Raw genomic sequence first — 25660 nt, 5'->3', positions numbered from 1 at the left:
AAGGGCATAGCCAGTGGCACACGAGGAATGGAGCGTGTGCCACTGGGGCCTGTGCCACTGGCAAGCGCAGTCTGCCAGTGCCGAACCACCGCCAGCCGCCCCCACTGGCAGACGTTGCTTGCCAGCGGCATACGAAGGGTGCGTCTTATTCTCGCGGCCGTTGCGGTTGTGCTGATTGGTGCTGCCCAGCGTGCCGCCGCTGACAATGAGCTTCCGCCGCAGTTGCAAACCGTCGGCTTCGATCAGCGGCTCGGGAATCAAGTTCCGCTCGACGCGGCGTTTCTCGACGAGAACGGCAAGCAAGTCAGGATCGGCGATTATTTCCACGGAAAGCCGGTGATTCTGGTGATGGCGTATTACCATTGCCCGATGCTTTGCACACTGGTGCTGAACGGGCTGGTGCAAGGGATGATCGACATGCCGTTTAGCGCGGGCAAGGATTTTACCGTGCTCACCGTGAGCTTCGATCCGCACGAGACGCCCGAATTGGCCGCCGAAAAAAAGGCGACGTACCTCTCGCACTACGGCCGGGCCGGCGCTGCCGACGGCTGGCATTTTCTCACCGGTAAAGAACCATCGATTCGCCGGCTCGCGCAGGCCATCGGCTTCCGCTATCACTTCGATCCTGCGTCGGGAACGTATGCGCATGCCGCAGGGATCACGGTTCTGACCCCCGAGGGGAAGCTTGCCCGATACCTACTGGACCTCAAATTCTCAGGGCGCGATTTGGGCATGGCCTTGGTCGAAGCTTCCGGCAATCGCATCAGCACTCCCGTGTATCAGGCGCTGTTGTTCTGTTTTCACTACGATCCCACGACTGGGCGATACGGCGTGGCGATCATGAATTTCATTCGTCTGGGAGGACTGCTCTGCATGGCAGGCCTCGGCATTTTCGTCGTGACACAACTTCGCCGCGAACGCCGCAAGCGAAATTCTCTAACGCTCGCCGCACCCGCCTCTCACCCTCACCCTAACCCCTCACCCTAACCAATGCCCAGCGTTGCCATATTTCCGGCTGCAGCTTCGACCAATGCCCACTCGGTGGATCAGCTATTGCTGTTCCTGGTCGTTGTGTGCGGGAGCGTCGGGTTATTGGTCGCGTTTTTGTTGATCTACTTTTCGATCAAGTATCGTCGGCGTCCCGGGCAGGTCGCTCCGCCTCCGGAAACGCATAGCTCGCACAAGCTGGAGTGGTCTTGGACGATCGCGCCGGCGTTCGTTTTCGTCGTGATGTTCATCTGGGGTGCGCATGTCTATATCGATGCCTACCATGCCCCCGACGATTCGACGGTCATCTACGGGATCGGCAAGCAATGGATGTGGAAATTTCAGCATCCCGAGGGGCAGCGCGAGATCGATGCCTTGCATGTGCCGGTGGGCGGCTCCGTGCGTCTGCTGCTCACTTCGGAAGATGTGATTCACAGCTTTTTCGTGCCGGCGTTTCGCATCCATATGGATGTCTTGCCGCAGCGGTTCACATCGCTGTGGTTTCAGGCCAGCAAACCCGGCGAATATCACCTGTTTTGCTCGCAATATTGCGGCACCGGCCATGCGAGCATGATCGGCACCGTGGTGGCGCTTGAGCCGGCCGATTATCGCCGCTGGCTGCAATCGTCGGCCGAAGGCTCGCTCGCGCTGCAAGGCCGCAAGGTTTTTCTAAAATATCGCTGCATCAGTTGCCACAGCGCCAACGAAAACGCCCGGGCCCCGGTGCTCGAAGGGCTCTACAACCAGCCGGTGCCGCTGCGCGACGGGCGGACGGTGATCGCCGACGAAAACTACATTCGCGAGTCGATCCTCAATCCGGCGGCGAAAGTCGTGGCCGGTTACGATCCGATCATGCCCACCTTTCAAGGCGTGATCAGCGCGGAAGACCTGATGGCGGTGATCGAATTCATTCGCACGCTGAAGCCGAACGAGACGCCGCCGCGGGTGGAAAGCTTTCCCCCCCCGGTCAATCCGCCGGATGGCGATCCGCAAAAGCTCCCCTTCGGAGCGGTGCCGGATACGGACAACAGCAAATCGGACAACACGAATGCAGGCAATTCCAAGTCCAACAACATAGAACATCCTCGCTGACGCTCCCTCGCTGGCGCTTCGGGCTCGTGTGCGCGGCACACGAGCGCCCGACGCGCAAGCGTGGAGGACACTAGCCCGAAGCGTTAGCGAGGGAGCGGGCCACAGCGGGCCACCCTTCCGCCGGAGCCGAGCCGGTTCCGGGGCAGACGGCACACGGAGTGTGCCTACTACGAACGGCAGGTCATCAAAAACTATGAGCACCGAGATTCTCGAATCGCAGATCGCCGAAGCGCCGGCTGTCGTCCAGCCGGAAACGTATCTCAATTTCACGAGCGGTATCTTGTCGTGGCTGCTGACGAAAGACCACAAGCGCATCGGCATTCTGTATCTGGTGAGCGTGACGGTGATGTTTTTCATCGGCGGCTTCGCGATTTCCGTCGCCCGGCTCAACCTGATGACGCCCGAGGGGAGCCTGATTCCCGCCGACACCTACAATCGCCTGTTCACGCTACACGGCGTGATCATGGTGTTCTTCTTTCTCGTGCCCGTGGTGCCGGCCGCGCTTGGCAATTTCGTGTTGCCGCTGATGATCGGGGCCAAGGATTTAGCGCTGCCGAGGATCAACTTGTTGAGTTGGTATCTCTATATCATCGGCGCCTGCTGGACGCTCTATGCCATGATCGCCGGCGGCATCGACACGGGCTGGACATTTTACACGCCGTACAGTTCGCAGGCCTCGCACTACGACATCGTGCCGACGATGATCGGCGTGGTGATCGCCGGGTTTTCGTCGCTTTTCACGGGGTTGAATTTCGTCGTGACGGTGCACTGGATGCGCGCGCCGGGGCTAACCTGGTTCCGGCTGCCGATCTTCGTGTGGACGCTGTATGCCACGAGCATCATCTTTCTGCTGGCCGTGCCCGTGTTGGCGATGGCATTGATCTTGGTCGTGGTCGAGCGGGTGACGCACATCGGAATTTTCGACCCGGCGCTGGGGGGCGATCCGCTGTTGTTTCAACATTTGTTTTGGTTCTATTCGCATCCGGCCGTGTACATCATGATCCTGCCCGGGATGGGCATTGTCAGCGAGATCATCCCTTGCTTCGCCCGCAAGAAGCTATATGGCTACACGTTCGTCGCCTATTCGAGCATGGGGATTGCCGCGCTGGCGTTCTTGGTTTGGGCGCATCATATGTTTGTGGCCGGGATTTCCGTGTATGCGGCGCTGGTGTTTTCCAGCTTGAGCTTTCTGGTGGCGGTGCCGTCGGCGATCAAGGTGTTCAACTGGACGGCGACGCTCTACAAGGGCTCGATCTCATTCGCCACGCCGATGCTGTTTGCCCTCGGGTTCGTGGCGTTGTTCACGATCGGCGGGCTAACCGGCCTGTTTCTGGCCACGCTCGGCATGGATATCCACGTGCACGATACCTACTTCGTCATCGCACATTTTCATTTCATCATGGTCGGCGGGATGGTGATGGCCTACATGGGCGGGCTGCATTATTGGTGGCCCAAGATGACCGGGCGGATGTATTCGCAATGGTGGTCGCGCATGAGCGCGCTGATCATCTTCTTCGGCTTCTTCCTCACGTTCTTGCCGCAGTTCGTGCTGGGTTACAATGGCATGCCGCGGCGGTATCACAGCTATCCGCCGGAATTTCAGGTGTGGAACGTGCTTTCCACCGCCGGAGCCTCGATCCTGGCAGTGGGTTACGTGTTGCCGTTGGGCTATCTGCTTCTTTCGCTGCGCTACGGCAAACGGGCCGGCCCGAATCCATGGCGCGCGACCGGCTTGGAATGGCAAACCCCGTCGCCGCCGCCGAAAGACAACTTCGAAGAAACGCCGATCGTCGTGCGCGATCCGTATCAATACCACCTCGAGAAGGCGCAAAATGAGCTCTGACGACACGCTGCTCAAGGCCGACGAGCGCCACATGCTCGACCACTCGATCCTGGTGCGCCATCGGCTCGAGGAGCAATATGAAAACCTCGAGCATCAATACCACGCCGCCACGACCGCGATGTGGGTCTTTCTCGCCACCGAGGTGATGTTCTTCGGCGCGATCTTCCTCGCGCTGGCCGTCTACCACCACATGTATACCGATGCCTTCGAGAAGGGGAGCGAAAAGCTGGAGTGGATCATCGGCGGCACCAACACGATCGTATTGCTCTTGAGCAGTTTTACGATCGTGCTGGCCGTGCATTATTCGAAGCTCGGCGCCAACAAGCAGACCGCGTGGTTTCTGGCGACTACGGCGGCGCTGGGATTGCTATTTCTGGTGTTCAAGGGAATCGAATACTACCTCGACTACAAGGAATTCCTTATTCCCGGCTGGCGATTCAATCCGCAAGAATGGGTCGATAAAGAGCATCTATCGCCCGACCAGGTGCCGCACGTGCAGTTGTTCCTGGTGTTTTACTGGGTGATGACATTGATTCACGCACTGCACGTGACGCTCGGCATCGTGGCGGTGCTGATCGTGATGACCCTGGCCTTTCGCCGGCATTTTTCGCCGGTTTATTACACGCCGGTCGAAGTGTTGGCCCTGTATTGGCATTTCGTCGACATCGTGTGGATTTTCCTGCTGCCGATGCTTTATCTGCAAGGGACCCACACCCACATTGGATTTTGAGCGGAGCGGAAGAATGTCGTATGAACCAATGCTGACGGTTCGCTTGTATGCCATCGTGCTCACGGCCCTGCTGGTGCTGACCGTGCTGACGGTCGCCGTGTCGTTCATTTCGCTCTCGCCGGCGTCGCACGAGACGATCGGGCTGTTGATCGCGCTGGTGAAAGCGTCGCTGGTGGTGCTGTTTTTCATGCATGTGATTCACGCTCCGCGGCTGACGTGGTTGATCGTGTTGGTGGCGATTGTGTGGTTGGTGGTGTTGTTATCGCTCACCTTTACGGATTATTTTTCCCGGAACCTGATTCCCCATATGCCAGGGCATTGAGGAGTGAAAACACCGGCGGCTAGCGCCTGCCGCCAACGGGCGGGCTGTCCGTCGGTGAGCGGCAAGGCGCTAGCCGCCGGTATGGGCCTCGTGGAACCAATGCGGATACGCCAACCATGAACACCATCGAACCCTCCATGCTGGTCGAAAGGGAAGAGGAGCCGATTTCGCGTCCCGAACGCCAATTCGCGCCGTCGATCGAATTCGGCGTTTGCTCGGCGTGCTTGGGAAGCATCGCTCTGATGCTATTTTTCCTGCCGATCTTGAGCATCCCAATTTCTTCGTGCGGCCTCGTGGCCGGGCTGGCGGGCATCATCCGCGGCCTGTATAGCGGCAAGATCGGCATGCGCTGGTCGATGATCGGCAGCGCGCTTTCGGCCGGCGTGCTGCTGCTGGGGATAATCCTCGTCAACGCCCCGGTTGGCGAAACGCCCAGCCGGGCCGTCCCCAGGCACGATTGGTCCACGCCCGACCATCCTTTCGTCTCGCCTCCGGCGATGCCAGGATAGTAGGCACACTCCGTGTGCCATCGGCGCTTCACGGCGCGCTGCCACACAGCAGCACAGCCGGCACGCCGAGCGTGGCTCGCCACGTTGTCTGCAAGGCCGCGGCGAATTCCGCAACGCCATCCCTGGAAGAGTGAGCGAAACGGGCATTCGCCCCGTGCGGAATCGCACACGGCGCACAGCTATCTATGACCCATTTCCAGCAGCTGATTCTCGCCCGGGCTCCGTCAATTTGTTGCGAGCGTTCCGAATGTCACCGGGCAATCGACGGCTTGGGTCAGCCGCTTGAGATATTCGCTTCGCGGGACTTCGATCGCTCCAAGGCTGGCCGTGTGGGGCGTTAGCTCTTGGATGTCGAATAGGCGGTAGCCTCGCTGGCGCAGATGGGACACCAGATTCGCAAGCGCCACCTTCGAGGCGTCGCGCTCATAGTGGAACATCGATTCGCCGGCAAACAATCCGCCGATGGCGACGCCGTACGTGCCGCCGACCAACCGATCTTCGCGCCACACTTCGATGCTATGCGCATGGCCCAATTCAAACAGCGCCTGGTAGGCGGCGATCATCTCCCGCGATAGCCAAGTGGCTCGCGCACGAGCCCCCGCGGTGGCGCAACCGCGGATGACGGCAGAAAAGTCGCGATCCGAAGTGATTCTGAAGCGACCGCTTCGGCACGTGCGCTCGAGCCGGCGGGACACGTGAAAACCATCCAGCTCGAAAATCGCTCGCGGGTCGGGCGACCACCATTGCACCTGCCGGCAACCGCTGATGATCGGCCAGGGAAAAATCCCGTGCCGATATGCATCGAGCAGCCATTCCGGACCGAGCGTGCCGCCGATCAACACAAGACCGATCGGTTCGGCCAGTTCGGCGGGCGGAAAACGCGAGGGCATACGATCTACAGACTCGCTAGCGGTTTGGAATTCGCATTCGCCGCGATGGTCGGCGGTAGCGTACGGCGCAGGGGTTGCAACAACCAACTCAACCGCCCCACCACGGCATGATCGAGGCCGCGAGAGCCGGTCGTTTGAGTTCGGCAAAAACGTTATAGTAACAGTGCATCCGCGAGTCGGCGCTTGCCTATCGTATCGACCACCAACATTAAGTGTCAAAGCAGATCGCCATGGACCCGAACAGCTATCCGCCCGGCCCTGCCTATCCGCCAGCCAATCCGAATCGCTCCGTGCCACCGCCGCCGCATCCCGCTTCGCGATTGCCGATGTTGATCGGTGTGTTGATCGCCGTTGCGGTGCTCTGGTATCTGCCCACGTATTTCGAGCAGATCGAATATAAAAAGATGGCCGGCCAGGTGCGGGCCATCGACGAAGTGTTGCCGCAAGTGGGCAATAAGCTCGAAGCCTTGAGCAAGGCGTTCAGCGTGATCGCGAGCAAAGTCGGCCCAAGCGTAGTGTTCATCGATACGGCACAAACCAGATTGGGCAACGCCGGCTTCGGCAACGCGATGTATCACGTCGAGGGGCAAGCCTCGGGAGTGGTCATCGATCCCGACGGCTACATCGTCACCAACAACCACGTGGTGGAAAACGCGCAATCGATCAAAGTCACACTCGCCAACAACCATCAATACGCGGCCGAGGTGATCGGTACCGATCCGGGCTCCGATCTGGCCGTAATCAAGATCCCCGCGACGCATCTGATCGCGGCCACGTGGGGCAACAGCGGCCAGCTTGAAGTCGGCGAATGGGTGCTGGCGATCGGCAATCCATATGGCTTGGACCGCACCGTCACGTTCGGCATCATCAGCGCGAAAGATCGCCGCGGGTTCGAGAATTCGCCGACGCAAGATTTTCTGCAAACCGACGCGGCCGTGAACCCCGGCAATAGCGGCGGCCCGTTGGTGAACATGCAAGGGCAAGTGATCGGCATCAACACGGCCATCTACGGCCAAAGCTATCAAGGCATCAGCTTCGCGCTGCCGAGCTCGACAGCCAAGGAAGTGTATGAAAAGCTGAAGAAGGGACAGAAAGTCGGACAGGCGTATGGTTACCTCGGCGTGCAATTGGCGCCGTTGTCGCGGGCCGATGCCCAGCAACTTGGCCTAAAAAGCACGCACGGGGCGCTGGTCGTCGGCATCGTCGCCGGATCACCGGCCGATCAGTCGGGCTTGAAACCAGGCGATGTGATCACTTCCTGGGACGGCGAAGCGGTCGACGACCCGACGCTCTTGCGGCTATTGGTTGCGAAAAGCAAGGTCGGCGCGACGGTAAAGGCCACCGTAATCCGCGACGGCGAAGAAAAGAAACTCGACATCACCGTCGGCCAACGCCCACCCCAATAATCCACCGCGCCACTCCCGCTGTGAGACTCTTCGTGCGCGACCGCTCCCTGCTTCGTATTCGCCCCTCGCCCCTTCCCCATGCCTTCTCGCGACGAACTCCTCCGCTGGGACCGAGAAATCGTCTGGCATGCATTCACGCAGATGGCCGAATACGAGCCGCTGGTGATCGAGCGGGCCGAGGGATGCACGCTGTTTGACATCGACGGCCGAGCTTATTTGGACGGTGTCAGCAGTTTGTGGTGCAATATCCACGGCCATTGCCATCCGCGGCTTGATTCGGCGCTGCGCAGGCAATTGGATCGGGTCGCACATGTGACACAGCTCGGTTCGTCGAATCCCACCACGATCGAACTGGCCAAGCGGCTAGTCGATATCGCCCCCGCGGGCTTGGAACACGTGTTCTTTTCCGACGACGGTGCGACGGCCGTCGAAGTGGCGCTCAAGATGGCGTTTCAGTATTGGCGGCAGCGCTCGGAACCGAAGCCGGCCAAGAATCTTTATGTCGCTCTCGGCGATGCCTATCACGGCGACACGCTCGGCAGCGTCAGCGTGGGCGGGGTGGAACGGTTTCATGCGATGTTCCGGCCGCTTTTGTTCGACGTGTTGCGGGTGCCCGCTCCGGATATGTATCGCTTGCCTCCTGGTGCTTCCACCGGCGCGGCGTGCGAGCATTATCTGGCGGCGATGGAGCGGCTTTTGGCCGAGCATCACGAGCGGATTGCGGCGGTGGTGATCGAGCCGTTGGTGCAGGCCGCGGCGGGAATGGTGATGCATCCGCGTGGCTATTTGCGAGGGGTCCGCGAGTTGACGCGCCGCTATGGCGTGCTGCTGATTGCCGACGAAGTGGCGGTGGGCTTCGGCCGAACCGGCACGATGTTCGCCTGCGAGCAAGAAAACGTGTCGCCCGATTTGCTCTGCCTCGCCAAAGGCATCACGGCCGGCTATCTGCCGCTCGCGGCGACGCTGGCGACGGATGAAATCTGGCGCGCGTTTTTGGGCAATTACTCCGAGAACCGGACGTTTTTTCATGGGCACACCTATGGCGGCAATCCGCTCGGGGCCGCGGTGGCGCTCGAGTCGCTTAATCTTTTCGCCGACGAACAAACGCTCGCGCGGCTGCGGCCGAAAATCGATCGGCTTGCCGAACACCTTGCTCGAATCGCTGGATTGCCGAGCGTGGGCGATGTTCGCCAGCGCGGGTTAATTGCCGGAGTGGAACTGGTTCGCGATCCGCTCACGCGCGAGCCGTTTCCTTGGGAAGAGCGGCGCGGGCTGCGCGTCTGCGAGCGTGCGCGGGCCGAGGGTGTGCTGCTGCGCCCGCTGGGCAATGTCATTGTCGTCATGCCGCCGCTGGCGATCACGCTTGAAGAGCTCGACCGAATTTGCACGGCAATCGAACACGGCATTGTCGGAGAATTTGCAGCGAACCGTCGCGGATGAACCCTTGACCATAACGACGCATTGCGGTAACAAAGACTGCGCAATCGCTTCGGTTGTGCAACTGGGCGGGCAAACCGCGTTTTTCTAAATGAACTATTGGTCGGATTGGGTTTCGAGAAAGGAACGAACGTGACGATTATTCGCGTGGGAACGACGCAAAAATATGCTGACGGCTGGACCTCGGCGTTCAGCGGGAAGAAAGCTGCGGCGAGCGGCGGTCAATCGAAGAAGGCGGCATCCAAATCGGCCGCGGCAAAGAGCGGGAAAATCAAGGCTGCGGCCGCACCCGCTAAGAAAGCAAAGGCTCCGGCGAAGAAAAAGACGCCAAAGCGATAGAAATATACGCCTCGCGATCCGCGCCGAAGTTAGTTTTCCCACGAGGGTTTGACCGGTCCCCGTGTCCAACCTATCTATATCGTGGGTCCGAACTATCAACTATTTCTCGGCGGGTTCCGGGCGGGACTGCCAACACAGGGAGCCGGTGTTGACATGGCCAAGCGATCTTCGCGTCGTTTTTTCGCATTTGCACGTTCTTCCGCCGGCAGCGCCGTTGTTGAATACGCGGTCTGCATCGCGTTGATCGTCGGAACGATCCTGGCCGTCGGAATGTTCATCGGCACGCCGCTCAAGAACACCTTCTTGGGCACCGTGGCGATCCAGCAAGCGACAGCGGGTCCGACGAACCACAATGCCGCGATTAGCTCCGCAAAGGCGCCGGTCGCCGAGGCCTCGCCGTACCCGTCGAGCCCCTGGGCCGTGTGGCTGCCGATTTGCATTGCCGGAATCGTGCCGGCCATTGCCACACTTTGGCTTGTGCGCCGCAATATGGTTCGTGCGAAAACGAGCGAGGCGCCGGAACCGGCGCCGGTGCCGAAAGACCTGCAGGCGAGATTCGTCGTCAAGCGGCAGGCGATCCTGCATTTCTTGTCGGCCGAATCGCAGCAACTTGCGCATGGAAAGATGACGGTGCGGCAGGTTATGTCCACTTCGGTCCTGACGCGGAAGCCGACCGACAGCGTTCACGAATTGCGCCAACTAATGAAGGAGAGCGTGATCCGGCATTTGCTCGTTTGCGCGACCGGCGGAAAGCTCGTCGGCATCGTCAGTGATCGAGACATTCAGGGCGAAGGGGGCGACACCGTCGCCGACATCATGACCGCCAATCCGATCACGGTCACTCCCGACATGCCCGTCGCGGCCGCCACGACGATTCTGCTCGCCAAACGGATCAACTGCGTGCCGGTTGTCGAAGACGGCAAACTGATCGGCATCGTAACGACCAGCGATCTGCTGATGGCGTTGCAATGCGTGTTGCGATTGATCGAGCAATTATCGCTGCCCGCCGAAGGCGCCGTCGACCTGACCACGGTCGAATGCACGTAAGCGCCATTCCGTCCGAGCAACGTCCGCATTCACCAGCGTAGCAGGCACACTCCGTGTGCCGTCTGCCACCCGTTGCGGGCAGGACCGCGAACTGGCTTCCCACCTTTTCCGGTATGGATTGCATGTCACCGCGCCGACGGCATTCGGAGAATGCCTGCTAGGTAGTAGGCACAGTCGTGTGCCGTCTGCGACGCCGATTCGCTCACGCTACCATCGGATACCGATAGTACAACGAGTAGCGCCGGGCTGGAACCAATCGGGGAGATTGCCCTGCCGCATTGTCCATTCTTGGTCACGGTCGAACAGCTCGAACGGCATGATGGCAGGCGTTTCAAGTGGCCGACGGCATACGGAGTATGCCTGCTACGTGGCAAACACACTCCGAGGATGTGAAAGAATGGGGACAGGCACCTCGCGGCGACCGTTTTTGCCGGTGTTTGATCAAGCGAGTTCGGAGCCAGTCCGCATTCTTTCACACGCTCTCCGTGTGCCGTCTGCGCTGTTCTGTGCGCAATGTTCCGCGACGCGCAATCGCACGCAAGATCACGACTACTTCGTTGCCGCAGTGTCGTTTTCTGCCCCCTGGCCCCTCTTCCCTCACTGCCCGAGCACGTCGTTGAGCACTTCTTCCGAAACGTAAATCGGCAGCGGCGGGTCGCAGGTAACGGCCACCGCGATCGCGTCGGACGGTCGCGAGTCGACTTCGACCAATTCGCCTTCGTGGCGGATGCGCAGCACGGCGTAGTAGGTGTGGTCTTTCAGTTCGCTGATCACGACGTCTTGAAATTCGCCGTCGAGCCGCTCGACCGCGCTCACCAGCAGATCGTGCGTCAGCGGGCGGGGCGAGCGATCTTGCCGCACGCGGCGATGGATGCTCGAAGCTTCGAAAAAACCGATGAGAATCGGAAAGGTTCGGTCGCCATCGACTTCTTTCAGGTAGATGACTTGTTGGTCGTTGATTTCACTGATGATGATTCGCGATAATTCCATCTGCACGGGCATGGCCGAACCTCTTGCTTGTCGGGCCGGAGAAAAGTTTCAGCACCGATTATAAATCGCGGCGCAGGCGTGCGGCTAGGGCGCGGGGAAATCGGTGGCAGAGGCGCGCGAGAGCGATTGCGCGGGTGGTGATCGGCGCGCCGGGCACCCAGGGAGGGCCCGGGGGGCGATTGCCAGTGGGAGACGGTTCGCGCGCCTTCCCTGGACTTGAGGAAGCGCTAGCGGCGCAGGAGTTTTTGCAGGATGGCGATTGCGGCGGCGAGACGGCTTTGGAGCTCGTCGAGCGCGGCGCGCTCTTTCGCGACCACCTCGGCCGGGGCGCGGCGCACGAAGTTTTCGTTCGCCAATTGCTTTTCTTTTGATGCGATCTGAGTGCGGAACTGCTCGATTTCTTTTTCGTGCCGCGCGATTTCCGTTTCCACGTCGATATGCTCGGCCAGATCGACGAACACTTCGCAGCCGGCGGCGCTGAAATTGGCCGACATCGCAGGGGATTGCACCGCCGGGCCCCACGCCGTGGCTGTTGCGCCGGCCATGGATTGGAAATACGCCGCCATCGGTTCCAACAGGGACTGCGTTTCCGCATCGGTACGCACGGAAAAAAGAATCGGCGTTTTCGGGGCGATATTCTGCCGGCTGCGCACTTCGCGCAAGCCGGCCAACACGGCTTGAAACTTTGCAAACTGCGTTTCGATCCGCGCGTCGATCGGTTGCCCATCGGCCACGGGCCACGGCGCGATCATCACGCTTTCGGCGGGCGGCTCGGGCGATGCAAAGCCGCGCCGCGGCGCCGCTTCCGTCAGTCGCTGCCAAATCTCTTCGGTGATGAATGGCGTCATCGGATGCAACAGGCGGGCGAGTGTGTCGAGCACATGCGCCAACACGCGCTGTGCCTCCGGCCGCGATCCCGGCTCGGCGAGCCGCGTCTTGATCATCTCGACATAGAAGCTGCAGAATTCATCCCAGGCAAAGTCGTAAAGCATCCGCGCCGCTTCGGCGAATTTATACGCCTCGAGCGCATCGGTCACCGCAACCGTAACGCTCGACAGCCGGCTGAGCACCCAGCGGTCTTCGATCGGCGAGCGGGCATCGAGACAGATCGGCGCAGGCTCGTAACCCTCGAGATTCAAAAGCGCAAACCGCGCCGCGTTCCACAGCTTGTTGCAGAAATTGCGGGCCAACTCGAATCGTTCGCTGGTGACCATCGCTCGCGGCAGGGCGAGGTCGTCGGCCTTCGAGGCCCATTGCGTGGAAAATTCTTTGCCGCAGTGCGTGCATTTCACGCGCGGCAGGACGCGGTTCTTCTGCGTCTGCCCGACGTTTTTGCGGCAATGCGGGCATTCGAATTCGACCGGCATGCGCACGTCTTGCGTTTCGGTGGCCATATAGGCGAGGCCGAATCGCAGCGCATCGGCGCCGAATTTGCCGACGACATCGAGCGGATCGACGCCGTTGCCCTTGGTCTTCGACATTGTTTCGCCGTTGCCATCCAAAATCTTTGGATGGATGAACACATCGCGAAAAGGCACCTCGCCCAGGTTGTACAGGCCGGCGAGCACCATCCGGGCCACCCACAGCGTAATGATGTCGCGGCTGGTCACCAGAGCGCGGGTGGGATAATAGTAAGCCAGATCGGGCGTTTGATTGGGCCAACCGAGCGTCGAATGCGGCCAGAGCGCGGAGCTGAACCAAGTGTCGAGCACGTCGGCATCTTGCGAAATCGTGTGGCCCGGAATGGCGTCGGCCGGCAGGTCGGCTTCTTGGGCGCAGATCAGCCATTGATTATTTTCTTCGTCGCGCCGCCAGGCGACATCCGGCCGATCGGCAAACGCTTTTTTCAAATCGGCTTCCGAAGCGGTCGGCGCATACCAGATTGGAATGCGATGGCCCCACCACAATTGCCGGCTCACCGGCCAATCGCGTTTCTCGCCGAGCCAATCCAAATAGCCCTTCGCATAGCGATCGGGAATGATTCGCACCCGCCCGGTCGTGACCGCATCCATCGCCGATTGGGCGAGATCCTCCATCCGCACGAACCATTGATCGGCCAAGAACGGCTCGATCGGCGTCTTCGAGCGGTCGGAATGGGCCAGATCGATTTCGCGGTCTTCAATCTGTTCCACCAAACCCGCGGCTTCTAAGTCGGCGACGACGCGCTGCCGGGCCTTGGCCACCGTGAGACCCTTGTAGGGGCCGGCGTTTTCGTTCAGCGTGCCATCGCGGTTCAAAATGTTGATCCTCGGCAGATTCGCGCGGCGGCCGACTTCGTAGTCGTTCGGATCGTGGGCGGGCGTGATTTTCACGCAGCCGGAGCCCATTTCGGGCTTGGCCCATTCATCGGCCACGAGGGGAATCTCTCGATTCAATAGTGGCAAGCGCAACCGCCGGCCAGCGCGGGCCATGTCGCGCAGTTTGATGAGCCTCGGCAACACGGTTTCGCGGCGCTCGCGGATATTGGCCAATTGCGATTCGATGTCGGCCCGATCTTTTTGCGCGGCCGCTGACAATTTCGCTTCCAACTCGCGCTCCGCTTTGTCGAGCGCCGCGGCGGGTTCGGGGTGCACGGCGACGGCCGTGTCGCCCAGCATTGTCTCCGGGCGCGTGGTGGCGATCGCGACCAACTCGGGCTCGCCCGGCTGCGGATCGACGACCGGATAGCGAAAATGCCAGAAGTGGCCCTTCACGGTTTCGTGAAACACCTCGTCGTCGCTTACGGCGGTTTGCAGAAATGGGTCCCAATTCACGAGCCGCTTGCCGCGATAGATCAAGCCGTCGGTGAACATGCGGTAAAACGTGTGCCGCACGGCCCGGGCGCAAATGGCGTCGAGCGTGAACCGCGTGCGCTGCCAATCGCAGCTCATTCCCATTTGCTGGAGTTGGTCGAGAATGCGGGCTTCGTATTGGTCCTTCCACTGCCAGATGCGCGCGACCAAACCGTCGCGGCCCAAATCGTGCCGGCTCTGTTTCTCCTCTTCCATCAGCCGTCGCTCGACGACCGCTTGCGTCGCAATGCCGGCGTGGTCGGTGCCGGGCATCCAGAGCGTGTTGAAACCTTGCATCCGCTTGAAACGGATCAAGATATCTTGCAGCGTGTTGTTCAGGGCATGGCCGAGATGCAAAGCACCGGTCACATTCGGCGGCGGGATGACGATCGAATAGGGCTTGCGCGAATCGGGTTCGTTGTGGAAATAGCCGTGCGAATTCCAGAAGCGATACCATCGCTGTTGGGCCTGCACGTGGTCGTATTGTTTTGGCAGCTCGGCGGCCGCCGCGGATTCGGTCATGATTTTGGCAACGGGGTAGAGTTTGAATCAGACGCGAAACCGCACGCGAGCTTCAGTCCGCCGCATGACAGTGAAGCTCGCTCGCGGTTTCGCGCGTCGCATCCTTGAATCGGCGTCGTCACTCGGCGATCTTCTGCGGCTCTCGCGCTTCGTCTTTGCAAAGCTTGTACTCGATTGCGTCGACGAGTGCGATCCAGCTTGCTTCGATCACGTTTTCGCTGACGCCGACGGTACCCCAGTCGACATCGTGGTCGCGACTTTGAATCACGACTCGCACACCCGCGGCGGTGCCCGCCTCGGAATTGATGACGCGAACTTTATAGTCGACCAAGTGCATTTCGGCCAAATTGGGAAAGGCCACTTCAAGAGCCTTTCGCAACGCCGCATCGAGCGCGTTCACCGGGCCATCCCCCTCGGCCACCTCGTGGCGCAGCGCGTCGCCGATGCGGAGCTTGATCGTGGCCTCGGTTTGAAGGCCATGATGATCGTCCCAGCCCATGTCGACATGGTAGCTGAGCCGCTCGAAATGAGACTGAAACGTGCCGGCGCAGCGCCGCACGAGCAAATCGAACGACGCCTCGGCCGACTCGAATTGATACCCATTGTTTTCGAGCGACACGACCTGGGCCAGAATCTTGTCCATGAGCGGGAGATCGTTTTGCAGATTATGCCGCGTGGCCATGGCGATGATGTTCGACCGGCCCGAAAGTTCGCTAACGAGAATTCGCCGTTGGTTTCCGACCGCGGCGGGATCGATATGTTCGTAACTGGCGGCGACGCGATTGACGGCGTGCACGTGCATTCCGCCTTTATGGGCAAACGCGCTCGGCCCGACGAACGGCTGGTTGTTGCGATAGTTCATATTCGCGGTTTCGAAGACAAAGCGCGATAGCTCGGTGAGCCGTTGCACTCCGCCGGGCGCGAGCACCTCGAGGCCGTTCCGCTTCACGGCGAGATTCGCGGCCGTCGAGATCAAATCCGCATTGCCACAGCGTTCGCCGAAGCCGTTGATCGTGCCTTGCACTTGGGTGGCGCCGGCGTCGACGGCGGCCAGCGAATTGGCGATCGCCAGTTCACAGTCGTTGTGGCAATGGATGCCCACCGGCACATCGACGGCCGAAATCGCGGCACGGGTGAGATCGCCGATTTCGTTCGGCATGCTGCCGCCGTTGGTGTCGCAGAGCACGATCCGCCCGGCGCCGGCGGCCGCGGCGGCTTGGATCGTCTGGCGGGCGTACTCGGGATTGAATTTCCAACCATCGAAAAAATGCTCGGCATCGTAGATGACTTCGCGGCCCGACTCGCGCAAGTAGCGGATCGTGTCTTCGATCATCGCCAGGTTTTCTTCCAGCGAGACGCGGAGCACTTCGGTGGCATGGAACGCCGAAGTCTTGCCGACGATCGTGAGCGTTGCGGCGCCGCAATCGAGCAGGGCCTTCATGCCCGGGTCGTCGGCAGGCCGAACGCCTTTGCGCCGCGTCATGCCGAACCCGCACACCCGGGCATGCTTGAGCCGCAGGTCTTTCACGCGCTGAAAGAACTGGGCGTCCTTCTCGTTCGACAGCGGATAGCCCCCTTCGATATAGTCGAAGCCCAGCTCGTCGAGCCAGCGGGCGATCTGGAGCTTGTCTTGGAGCGAGAAATTCACTCCTTCGCCTTGGCTGCCGTCGCGAAGGGTGGTGTCGTAGAGTTGGATACGCATGCGGGGAAGGGTGAGGGTGGTGGTGAGGGTGGTGGTGAGGAATACGGCGGCGGACGCGCGAAACCGCAAGCGAGCTTCATTACTAAGCGGGGGATTGCGGCTCGCTTGCGGTTTCGCGCGTCGGGCAAGTTGCCGCGGTTTCGTTTGGTTTATTCGCCGCCGGCGGCCTCGGATTCGGCGACACCGAGTTCTGTACCGACGCCTTGGGCACGGGCAAGATCGACGAGCTTGCCGGCAAGGGCGATGTCTTCGATTGCCAAGCCGACCGATTTGAACAGCGTGACACTGGATCGGCTGCTGCGGCCGACGGCTTGCCCGGCGACGACGTCGGCCAATTCGACGGCTCGCGACCAATCGAAAACGCCCTTTTCAATGGCATCGACGAAATCGCCGGCCTCGTTGCGGCATGCCTCGACGCTGTCGCACACGATGTTGTCGGCGCGGCGGACGACGTTCACGTCGATCTCGGCGCGGTTCAGCCAATTCGATCCGATCGCGGCAACCATCGTTCCCTCGGCAAGGCATTTGCCGTCGAACAGCGGCACCGAGCTCGTCGTGGCGGTGACGACGATCGGCAGTTCTTCGGCCGCTTCGTGCGGGCGATCCACCGGCACGACGTCGATCCCCAGCGAGCGGCTCATCTCGACGGCAAATGTCTTTCGCCGCGTTTCATCCCGGCTGTATACAAATGCTTGCTTGATCGGCCGGGCAAGGCGGATCGCTTCGAGCTGCGTGCGCGCTTGCCGGCCGGCGCCAAAGACGCCGACCTCATGCGCCGCCACATCGGCCATCCATTCGACCGCCACTGCGGTGGTCGCGCCGGTGCGGAGCCGACCGAGAAATTCGGCGGCGATCAGGGCCACGAGCATTCCGGTGCGGCTATCGTAGAGGCCGACATGAAAATCCGCGTTCGCCCGGGTCGTGGCATAGCATTTCCAACCGGCCAGGCCGAGATAGTCGGCGGCGGCGCTCATCGTGTGAACCACGATGCCGGCGCCCTTGGCGCGGGTTCGCGGCACGTTGCACACCTTGTGGTCGGCCCATTGGCGAAACGCTTCTTCCACCACTTCGATTGCCGTGCGCATATCGAGCAACTTCTTCACATCCGATTCGCTCAGATACAACGGCGGCATGGCGATCGCTCCGAAAGCAATGCGAGATCAAACATGGCGTGAGAGGTCGAGCCACAGCTACTTTTCGAGCTCCGCGATTCGATGGAAATCGTTCTCCAGCGAACGGTAGAGTTGCTGATATTCGGCAAATCCACGATCATAATACGCCACGGCACGGCGTTGGGTAGGGGTTTGATCGACGACACGGATCGTCGCGGCGCATGCCTCTTGAATATTTTTGAACGCCCCGGCTCCAACTGCCGCCAGCAACGCGACTCCGTAGGCGGCCCCTTCTTCGGCATTGAGTGTGACCACCTTCTGACCGAAAACGTTGGCCTGAATCTGCTTCCACAGCGCGCTTCGCGATCCGCCGCCGCTGGCGCGAATTTGCCGCACCGGCACGCCCAACGCGCGAATGATCGCCAGGCTATCGCGCAGGGCGTACGTGACTCCCTCCAGGATCGCGCGCACGATGTGGCCTCGGCCGTGGGCCAGCGTAAGGCCGATGAAGCAGCCGCGGGCATCGGGATTGGCATGCGGCGTGCGCTCGCCGGAGAGATACGGCAAGAAAAACAAACCCTGGCATCCCGGTTCCGTCGTGGCCGCCTCCTCCGCCAGAACGTCGTAGACATCGACACCGGCTTTCTTGGCCGCTTCGGCCTCGGCTTGGCAAAGCCGGTTGCGAAACCACTGCAACGCCCCGCCGGCCGCGAGGATTACGCCCATCATATGCCACCGGCCGCGAACGGCGTGGCAAAACGTGTGCAGCCGGCCTTCGGGATCGATCTGCGGCTGGTCGCTATGCACAAACATGACGCCCGAGGTGCCGATCGACGTGGAAAGCGTGCCGCTGTTGACGATGCCGTTGCCGATCGCTCCGGCAGCGCAATCGCCGGCCCCGCCCACCACGAGGCACTCCGCCGTCAGGCCAAGTTCTTCTGCCGCGGCACGGCTCAACTGACCGGTGACATCTTCCGATTCGTAGCAGCGGCCGAACAGATCGATATCCAATTCAAGCTTCGACAACAGCGGCTTCGACCAGGTTCGCTTTGCAACGTCGAACAGCAGCATTCCGCTGGCATCGCTCACTTCGGTGGCGAATTCACCGGTCAGCCGACGACGAATATCATCTTTCGGGAGCAGGATCTTGGTCGTGCGATCGAAATTCCGCGGTTCGTGGTTTCGCAACCAGAGGATTTTGGGAGCGGTGAAGCCGGGCAACGCCGGATTGGCAACCATTTTGATCAACTGCCGCCGGCCGCCGGCGCGGCGCTCGATTTCGCCGCATTCGGCCGCCGTTCGCTGATCGTTCCAAAGCAGCGCTCGGCGCACGACGCGATTCTGCTTGTCGAGAAACACCGAGCCGTGCATCTGGCCCGAGAGGCCGATCGATTTCACATCGGCTGGTTTGAGCTTCGCCCTTTGCACGACCGAGCGAACTGTAGCCACCGTGGCCTGCCACCAATCTTCAGGATCTTGCTCGCTCCAAAGCGGCTTGGGATGATAGGCCGGATACGATTGGGTCGCCTCGGCCAGGATTTTTCCTTTGGGATCGATGGCCAACGCCTTTGTGCCCGAGGTGCCGATATCGATGCCCAAAAAAGCGCTCATTGCCCAATGGTCTCCGCCTGAAAATGGTTGTGGATCCGATGGGCAGGATTGTAGCAGGGGGAAGGGTGGAGGGGCGAGGGGCGAGGGGCGAGTGAGTGTGCGACGGGCGGCGGGTTGGTAGAATAACGCGGGGCGAAGATGCGGCGATTCCGCAGGCAAAACCGAGAGTTCGTCCGATGACCAGAAATCCGTCCGCTGGTGGTGCGTGGAGCTTGGCTGCATGTGCGACTGCGCTGCTTGTCGCGGTGGCGATTGGCAGTGCGCCGGGCGCGGCATGGGCGCAGCAGGCGGCGCAGGCCGACCAAAAAATTCCGCCGCCGTTGAAGTTCTACAAAGGGCGGGAAATTGCCCAAACGATGCACTATCTCGGCGCGCCCTGGCTCACTCGCGAGTCGCGCGAACGGGAAGAAGATTGCAAAACCATGCTCAAAGCGCTCAACCTCAAGCCCGGCCAAGTAGTTTGCGATATGGGCTGCGGCAATGGGTTTTATACGCTCAGGCTTGCCAAGATCGTCGGCCCGACCGGAAAAGTGCTCGCCGTCGACATCCAGCCCGAAATGCTCCACCTGCTCAAAGAACGCGCCAAGAATGCGAAGCTCGACAATATCGAGCTTATTCTCGGCTCGACCGTGGACCCGAAGCTGCCGCCGGCGGGCGTCGACATGATTCTTTGCGTCGACGTATATCACGAGTTCTCGAACCCCGAGGAAATGCTCGCCGCGATGCGGAAAAGCTTGAAACCGGGGGGAAAGCTGGTGTTGGCCGAGTTTCGGGCCGAAGACCGAAATGTGCCCATTAAGCCGCTGCACAAGATGAGCAAGGAGCAGGTGCTCAAAGAGCTTCCATCGAACGGGTTTAAGTTGGTTGAAGACTTCGAAAAACTCCCCTGGCAGCACTTGTTTTTCTTTGTTTCCGACGCAAAGCAACCCGAAACAATATCGCCGCCGAAATGAGTTTCTGAATTGGAAAATCTCGATCCGTAGGGGCGACAAGAGAGGGCAGGCTGCGGCTCGCGACCGGTCGCCTCGCCTGCCATCAAACGGTTTCCACTGTGTCGCGATCCCGGTCCGAAAGCGTCGTTCCGCTCGCTCGCCCCCCTCTCGCGGTAAGAAATTATTCCCCCATTGGCAAACTTTAACCAACAAATTCATTGCAACCCTGCGAGTCGTACATATAATGGAACTCCGTAGTTGAAGTTGGGAATAGGCGGAGAGAATTGCCTTGAAGCGGGGGGTTCGCAGGGCGTGCGAAGCCATTTTTGCAGCTAGGATCAACAGCTAATGATTTAGTTCCGGGAGCAAGCCACGGTCTTCGGCAAACGCTCCCTAGCGGCTCCGGCGGCTTTCGTTAACGTCGTGGGCCAAAACGATTTATGCGTATACCATCTGAGCAAGCCAGCGGTCTTTCTTCGCGACTTCTTGACACGGCCGACTCATTCGGCCAGGAGTGGGTCATTGGACGCAGTCTCGGCATGCGCCAAGTGGCGCAGCACGTCGAACGAGCGGCCGAAGTCGAATGCACCGTTCTCATCTCCGGCGAAACCGGCACCGGCAAGGAAGTCTGGGCGCGCGCGTTGCACCGCGCAGGGCCGCGGGCCACGAAGCCCTTCATCCCCGTCAATTGCGCCGCCCTGACCTCAACGTTGGCGGAAAGCCAACTCTTCGGCCATGAAAAGGGCGCATTCACCGGCGCACTCGGCAGTTCGCTGGGCGTGTTTCGTGCGGCGGAAGAGGGCGTTGCCTTCCTGGATGAAATCGGGGAAATGCCAGCCGAGTTGCAACCGAAACTGCTTCGCGTCTTGCAGCAGTCTGAAGTCACCCCGGTCGGGGCCGCCCATCCAGTGCCGATCCGAGTGCAAGTGCTCGCCGCCACGAATCGCGATTTGGAAAAAGAGGTTGCCGCGGGTCGATTCCGCGAAGATTTGTTCTATCGCCTGAACATGGTCGAGCTGCGCGTGCCGCCGTTGCGCGAACGCGTGGAAGACATTCCGGAATTGATCGAGTTTTTCGCCATGCGATTCGCCGCAAAGTATCAGCGCCCCGTCTGGCGACCCGATGCCGACACGCTGCGCGATTTTTGCGAATTCGATTGGCCGGGCAACGTGCGCCAATTGTCGCACGTCATCGAGCAATCGTATGTGCTCGATGCAGCGCCGAGCCTGCCGAATATCGACCGAGTGAATCGCATTCCATCGTGCCTGCCATTTTTCAATCTCGGCCGCTTGCGCGATGAAGCAGTGCGGCAGGCCTTGGAAGTGACTCGAGGGCACAAAGGCCGGGCTGCAAAACTGCTCGGCGTTCATCCCAACACGCTGACGCGGTTGCTCTCGCAACCACCTTCGTCGACTGAATCGGCCGACGCGAAAAATCTTGGGACAGGCGGCTCGGCGAATTCCGGCAGTAATTAGAGTTCGCCCGCGATTCTCAGCGATCGCTCCATCTCGCGACTACTTCGGGCAGCTCACGGACGGCCGGCGCCGAGCCGTCTATTGCGATTCGGCCACGCCGCTGGCAAGATGGCCATATGGTCTCGCACGCCGATCTCGTTCAATTTATCCGCGCCCAGTTGCTGGCGCGGAACCTCGTTTCGGCCGAATATATTCCGCGGCATTGCGATGCACTGGCAGCGGTGTGCAAGGAAATGGCCGAGCGGTTCTTGCGCGGCGGCCGGTTGCTCGCCTTTGGCGTCGGGCCCTATCTCACCGATGCCCAACATGTGTCGGTCGAGTTCGTGCATCCGGTGATTGTCGGCAAGCGGGCCCTGGCGGCGCTCGATCTCTCCGCGGCCCCGGAGGAATGGCTGGCGGCCATTCTTCGGCCCGACGACATCGTGATGGGCTTCGGTCCGCCCGAAGGCAATGCACGAGTTCACGGTTGGCTCGACGTTTGCCGGCGGCGCGGAGCGCTCGTTTGCGAGTGGCCGGGACGGCTGGGCGCGCACGATCTGCCCGCGGCTTCCAGCGATCCGTTCATTCATCAAGAGCTTACGGAGCTGATGTACCACACGCTGTGGGAGACGGTGCATGTTTTCCTCGAGCAGCAAACCATCGGCCACGATGTCGGGGCGTCGGCATTCCTGTATCCCTTCTTGGGCGAAGGAGAAAAGCCGCCGGCTGATACGCTGAGCGAAGTGGCCCTTTCCATACAACATAAAGCGGCTGACGATGAACGGCTGCGAAGCCTAGTGGCTGCAGAACAATCGGAACCACTCGCCGCGGCCGCGCTCGCGATTCATGAGCGATTGATTCGCGGCGGTACGATTCTGGCCTTCGGCAACGGCGGCTCGGCAACCGATGCAAACGATTTCGTGCTCGACTGCGTTGTCCCGCCGGCAGGCATCGCGCCGCTACCGGCCGTGTCGCTGTCGATGGAGCCGGCGAATATCAGCGCGATCGCCAACGACGTCGGCGTGGAACTGGTTTTCATGCGGCAGATGATCGCCGGTGGCCGGCCGCAAGACATCGCTTTCGGAATTTCGACCAGCGGGAAATCAAAGAATGTGATCGCCGCATTGGTCGAGGCAAGAAAGCGCGGCATGCTGACGCTCGCGCTGCTCGGCTCGCAGGGCGGCGATATTCTTCGCGACCATCTGGCCGATCATGCGTTCACTGTCCCATCGGACTATATTCCCCGGCTGCAAGAGGTGCAGGCGGCGATGTATCACACCCTGCGGCTCGCGCTCGGCCGGCTTAAGGGCGATTGACGTTTTACGCCCAGGCACGGAACGGCAGAGTGCTGCGACCATGCAACCAACGTAGCAGGCACGCTCCCTGTGCCGTCGGCGCGACGACACGCGTTTGATCTCGATGGGCGTTGAAAAACCGGTTGCAGTCGCTGGCCGGTAGAAGTGGCGGACGGCACACGGAGCGTGCCTGCTACAATGGGCGCGGGCGAATTCCACAATGTCTCCAAGAGAGCCGCCACTGCAAATGGACGACAACTCGGCGAACGGCGAAGCTGCGGCGGTGCGGATTTCGATTCGCGGCGTCGTGCAAGGCGTCGGATTTCGCCCGTCTGTTGCCCGAGCCGCAACGGCACACCGTGTCGCCGGTTGGGTGCTCAACGGCGAAGCGGGCGTTGAAATCCATGCCGAGATTCCCGCCGGATCTGCCGCGAATTTGGCCGCCTTCGTCGATCACATGAGGAGCCATCCGCCGCCTGCCGCTCGAGTATCTCAGTTCGAGGTTCGCGCGACGGCGCCGTTGGGCCTTTCCGATTTTCAAATTCGCCACAGCCATGCCGTACACGCGCCGACGGTACGAATCAGCCCCGATTTGGCGATCTGCGCGGATTGCTCGAAAGAACTCGCTGATCCGGCCGACCGGCGGTTCGAATATCCTTATATCAATTGCACGAATTGCGGCCCGCGATATTCGATCATCGTCCGGCTGCCGTACGATCGAGCAAACACGTCGATGGCCGATTGGCCGCTATGCACGCAGTGCCGCGAGGAATACGAGAGCCCGCTCGACCGCCGCTACCATGCGCAACCGGTGGCTTGCGAGCAATGCGGACCTGCGTATCGGCTGCTGGAAAATGCTTCAGCCGCTGAGGATTCAGCCACCGCCAATTCGGGCGGCAAGGAAAATCTTGGACCGATCGCACGGGCGGCCGAATTGCTGCGCGGCGGAAAAATTTTGGCCGTCAAAGGGATCGGCGGATACCATCTGGCGTGCGATGCACGCAATCCGTCGGCGGTCGAATCACTGCGATCGCGAAAATTTCGCAAGGAACGGCCGTTCGCCCTGATGGCAGCCGATCTTGAGCAGGCGGAAACGCTCATCGAACTGACCGACCAGCACCGCCGATTGCTGTGCGACGTGGCCCGACCGATCGTAGTTGGCCGAGCGCGGGCAGAACTGGATGGCGTTGCGCCGGACAATATTTCGCTCGGCGTCATGTTGCCGTATGCGCCGCTGCACCATCTGCTGATCAAGTTCGGCGCTCCGAGCCCGATGGTGCTGACCAGTGCCAATCGCTCGAGCGAACCGATCGCCTACCGCGATGCCGACGCGCTCGATCGATTGGTCGGCATTGCCGATGCGTTCTTGATCGGCGGGCGTCCGATTGCGCGGCGGATCGACGATTCGGTCGTCGCCGTTCGCCGCGGACGGCCGTTCATGTTTCGCCGCAGCCGCGGCTATTCGCCGTCGGTCGTGTGCCGCTTGCCGGTCCGCGAACCGATTCTCGCCGTGGGAAGCGATTTGAAAAACGCGATCGCGCTGGTGGTGGATGGCGAAGTGTTGGTGAGCCAGCATATCGGCGACCTCGGCGATGCCGAAACCGACGCGGCTTTCGAAGAGACGATCCGCGATCTGCTGGCGATGTACCGGATCGCGATCGAACGGGTAACCATCGTCCACGATCTGCATCCGCAGTTCACATCGACGCGCGTTGCTGCGGCGCTGCCGGCCGCGCGGCGATTCGGCGTGCAGCACCACGAAGCCCATGTGGCCAGCGTCATGGCGGAGCACGGATTGTTGGATGAACCCGCGGTCGGCGTGGCATTCGACGGCACCGGCTATGCACGCGACGGTTCGATTTGGGGAGGCGAATTCTTTGTCGGCAGCGTTCGCGATGGGTTTGAGCGAGTCGCGTGGTTGCGGCCGGTGCAAATGCCGGGGGGCGATGCGGCGGCGCGATTTCCCGCTCAAGCGGCGGCGGCATTCGTGGCCGATCTGCCCAAGTTGCCGGAGCTTGCCCGTTTGCCGCAACCGATGCCGAAGCGATTTTGGGATGCCGTGAAAATGGTCGCGCGTGGCGTGCGATGTTTTCGCTCCAGCTCGATGGGCCGATTGTTCGACGCGGTCGCCGCGATCTTGGGATTCCTGCGCGAGGCGACCTACGAGGGCCAGGCGGCGATTTGGCTCGAAAATCAAGCCGCGCGCGTGGCGCCTCAGCCCCGCTATCCATTTTCCGGTCTCGATCATCGGCCACTATTGCAAGCGATCGTTCGTGATCGAATCGCCGGCCGAGCGGTTGCTGAAATCGCCTCCGCCTTTCATGCTGCCGTCGCGGCGGCGGTGGTCGAGCAGGTGGGCAAGATTATTTCGCGACATCGAGCCGGCGGCGGCGAAATCCGCACCGTCGCCCTTTCCGGCGGCGTTTTTCAAAACGAACTCTTGCTCGATTCGGTTTTCGAGCAGCTCGCAAGCATGTCAGGCTTGCGGGTGCTCACCAACGAAGCCGTTCCCGTCAACGACGGCGGCATTTGCCTCGGCCAAGCGGCGCTTGCCTGCGGCAAGTATTGACGCAACACATCCGCCAAAATAGATTTGAGGTTGCGATTTTCGTCGAGAAGTCCTTTCAAGACCGTAAGGAGGGGGGGACATCCCCAGCGGTTTCGAAATT

General features: G+C 60.9%; 20 protein-coding genes. 14 read left to right on the top strand and 6 right to left on the bottom strand.

Features of this window, described 5'->3' with window-relative positions; all coding sequences use genetic code 11:
- Positions 1-138 precede the first annotated feature (138 nt).
- From VHX65_04870 to VHX65_04845, 6 genes are all read left to right on the top strand, one after another.
- On the top strand, positions 139-987 hold the full coding sequence (locus VHX65_04870; protein ID HEX3997862.1) for an SCO family protein: 849 nt from the start codon (positions 139-141) through the stop codon (positions 985-987).
- Between the two features lie 3 nt (positions 988-990).
- Positions 991-2079 (top strand): cytochrome c oxidase subunit II, encoded by a 1089-nt coding sequence (coxB, locus tag VHX65_04865; protein ID HEX3997861.1) that lies wholly within the window; start codon positions 991-993, stop codon positions 2077-2079.
- Between the two features lie 193 nt (positions 2080-2272).
- Positions 2273-3922: a cytochrome c oxidase subunit I gene (ctaD, locus tag VHX65_04860; protein ID HEX3997860.1), complete on the top strand. Its 1650-nt coding sequence runs from the start codon at positions 2273-2275 to the stop codon at positions 3920-3922.
- A complete protein-coding gene (locus VHX65_04855) occupies positions 3912-4652 on the top strand; it encodes a cytochrome c oxidase subunit 3 (GenBank protein ID HEX3997859.1) in 741 nt (246 codons plus the stop codon). Before ctaD ends, VHX65_04855 begins: the two co-directional genes overlap by 11 nt.
- A 13-nt stretch (positions 4653-4665) precedes the next feature.
- Entirely contained in the window at positions 4666-4974 is a 309-nt protein-coding gene (locus VHX65_04850; GenBank protein HEX3997858.1) for a cytochrome C oxidase subunit IV family protein, read from the top strand.
- Between the two features lie 116 nt (positions 4975-5090).
- Positions 5091-5483, top strand: a complete 393-nt coding sequence (locus VHX65_04845; GenBank protein HEX3997857.1) for a hypothetical protein — start codon at positions 5091-5093, stop codon at positions 5481-5483.
- A 224-nt stretch (positions 5484-5707) separates the two neighbouring features.
- On the opposite strand, the gene aat is transcribed toward VHX65_04845, so the two are convergent.
- Positions 5708-6373, bottom strand: a complete 666-nt coding sequence (gene aat, locus VHX65_04840; GenBank protein ID HEX3997856.1) for a leucyl/phenylalanyl-tRNA--protein transferase — start codon at positions 6371-6373, stop codon at positions 5708-5710.
- 230 nt (positions 6374-6603) lie between these two features.
- Between aat and VHX65_04835 the strand changes: the two genes are divergently transcribed.
- The 4 genes from VHX65_04835 (at position 6604) to VHX65_04820 (ending at position 10602) form a co-directional block, all read left to right on the top strand.
- Complete coding sequence (locus VHX65_04835) at positions 6604-7779, top strand: trypsin-like peptidase domain-containing protein (GenBank protein HEX3997855.1); 1176 nt, start codon at positions 6604-6606, stop codon at positions 7777-7779.
- A gap of 78 nt (positions 7780-7857) precedes the next feature.
- Positions 7858-9219, top strand: coding sequence for an adenosylmethionine--8-amino-7-oxononanoate transaminase (gene bioA, locus VHX65_04830; GenBank protein HEX3997854.1), 1362 nt, complete (start codon positions 7858-7860; stop codon positions 9217-9219).
- A gap of 129 nt (positions 9220-9348) precedes the next feature.
- The gene (locus VHX65_04825; protein HEX3997853.1) at positions 9349-9555 is read left to right on the top strand and encodes a hypothetical protein; all 207 of its coding nucleotides are present in this window, start codon (positions 9349-9351) and stop codon (positions 9553-9555) included.
- Positions 9556-9708: 153 nt separating this feature from the next.
- Complete coding sequence (locus tag VHX65_04820; GenBank protein HEX3997852.1) at positions 9709-10602, top strand: CBS domain-containing protein; 894 nt, start codon at positions 9709-9711, stop codon at positions 10600-10602.
- A 597-nt stretch (positions 10603-11199) separates the two neighbouring features.
- On the opposite strand, the gene VHX65_04815 is transcribed toward VHX65_04820, so the two are convergent.
- The 5 genes from VHX65_04815 to xylB all read right to left on the bottom strand — a co-directional run bounded on the left by VHX65_04815 (position 11200) and on the right by xylB (position 19310).
- Positions 11200-11604, bottom strand: coding sequence for a bifunctional nuclease family protein (locus tag VHX65_04815; GenBank protein HEX3997851.1), 405 nt, complete (start codon positions 11602-11604; stop codon positions 11200-11202).
- A 215-nt stretch (positions 11605-11819) separates the two neighbouring features.
- A complete protein-coding gene (locus tag VHX65_04810; protein ID HEX3997850.1) occupies positions 11820-14885 on the bottom strand; it encodes a valine--tRNA ligase in 3066 nt (1021 codons plus the stop codon).
- Positions 14886-15003: 118 nt separating this feature from the next.
- Positions 15004-16587, bottom strand: coding sequence for a citramalate synthase (cimA, locus tag VHX65_04805; GenBank protein ID HEX3997849.1), 1584 nt, complete (start codon positions 16585-16587; stop codon positions 15004-15006).
- A 149-nt stretch (positions 16588-16736) separates the two neighbouring features.
- On the bottom strand, positions 16737-17720 hold the full coding sequence (locus VHX65_04800; GenBank protein HEX3997848.1) for an ornithine cyclodeaminase family protein: 984 nt from the start codon (positions 17718-17720) through the stop codon (positions 16737-16739).
- Positions 17721-17777: 57 nt separating this feature from the next.
- The gene (gene xylB / locus VHX65_04795) at positions 17778-19310 is read right to left on the bottom strand and encodes a xylulokinase (protein ID HEX3997847.1); all 1533 of its coding nucleotides are present in this window, start codon (positions 19308-19310) and stop codon (positions 17778-17780) included.
- Positions 19311-19486: 176 nt separating this feature from the next.
- On the opposite strand from xylB, the gene VHX65_04790 reads away from it, so the two are divergent.
- The 4 genes from VHX65_04790 to hypF all read left to right on the top strand — a co-directional run bounded on the left by VHX65_04790 (position 19487) and on the right by hypF (position 25560).
- Positions 19487-20263 carry a class I SAM-dependent methyltransferase gene (locus tag VHX65_04790; GenBank protein HEX3997846.1) on the top strand — a complete coding sequence of 259 codons (777 nt, stop codon included), beginning with the start codon at positions 19487-19489 and terminating at the stop codon, positions 20261-20263.
- Positions 20264-20682: 419 nt separating this feature from the next.
- Positions 20683-21717: a sigma-54 dependent transcriptional regulator gene (locus VHX65_04785; GenBank protein ID HEX3997845.1), complete on the top strand. Its 1035-nt coding sequence runs from the start codon at positions 20683-20685 to the stop codon at positions 21715-21717.
- Positions 21718-21833: 116 nt separating this feature from the next.
- Positions 21834-23012 carry an SIS domain-containing protein gene (locus tag VHX65_04780; GenBank protein HEX3997844.1) on the top strand — a complete coding sequence of 393 codons (1179 nt, stop codon included), beginning with the start codon at positions 21834-21836 and terminating at the stop codon, positions 23010-23012.
- A gap of 226 nt (positions 23013-23238) precedes the next feature.
- Positions 23239-25560 (top strand): carbamoyltransferase HypF, encoded by a 2322-nt coding sequence (gene hypF / locus VHX65_04775; GenBank protein ID HEX3997843.1) that lies wholly within the window; start codon positions 23239-23241, stop codon positions 25558-25560.
- Positions 25561-25660: the final 100 nt, after the last annotated feature.

Source organism: Pirellulales bacterium, from assembly GCA_036267355.1.
In the GTDB taxonomy this organism is placed as follows: Bacteria; Planctomycetota; Planctomycetia; order Pirellulales; family DATAWG01; genus DATAWG01.
This window is presented reverse-complemented; position numbering and strand designations above follow the sequence as displayed.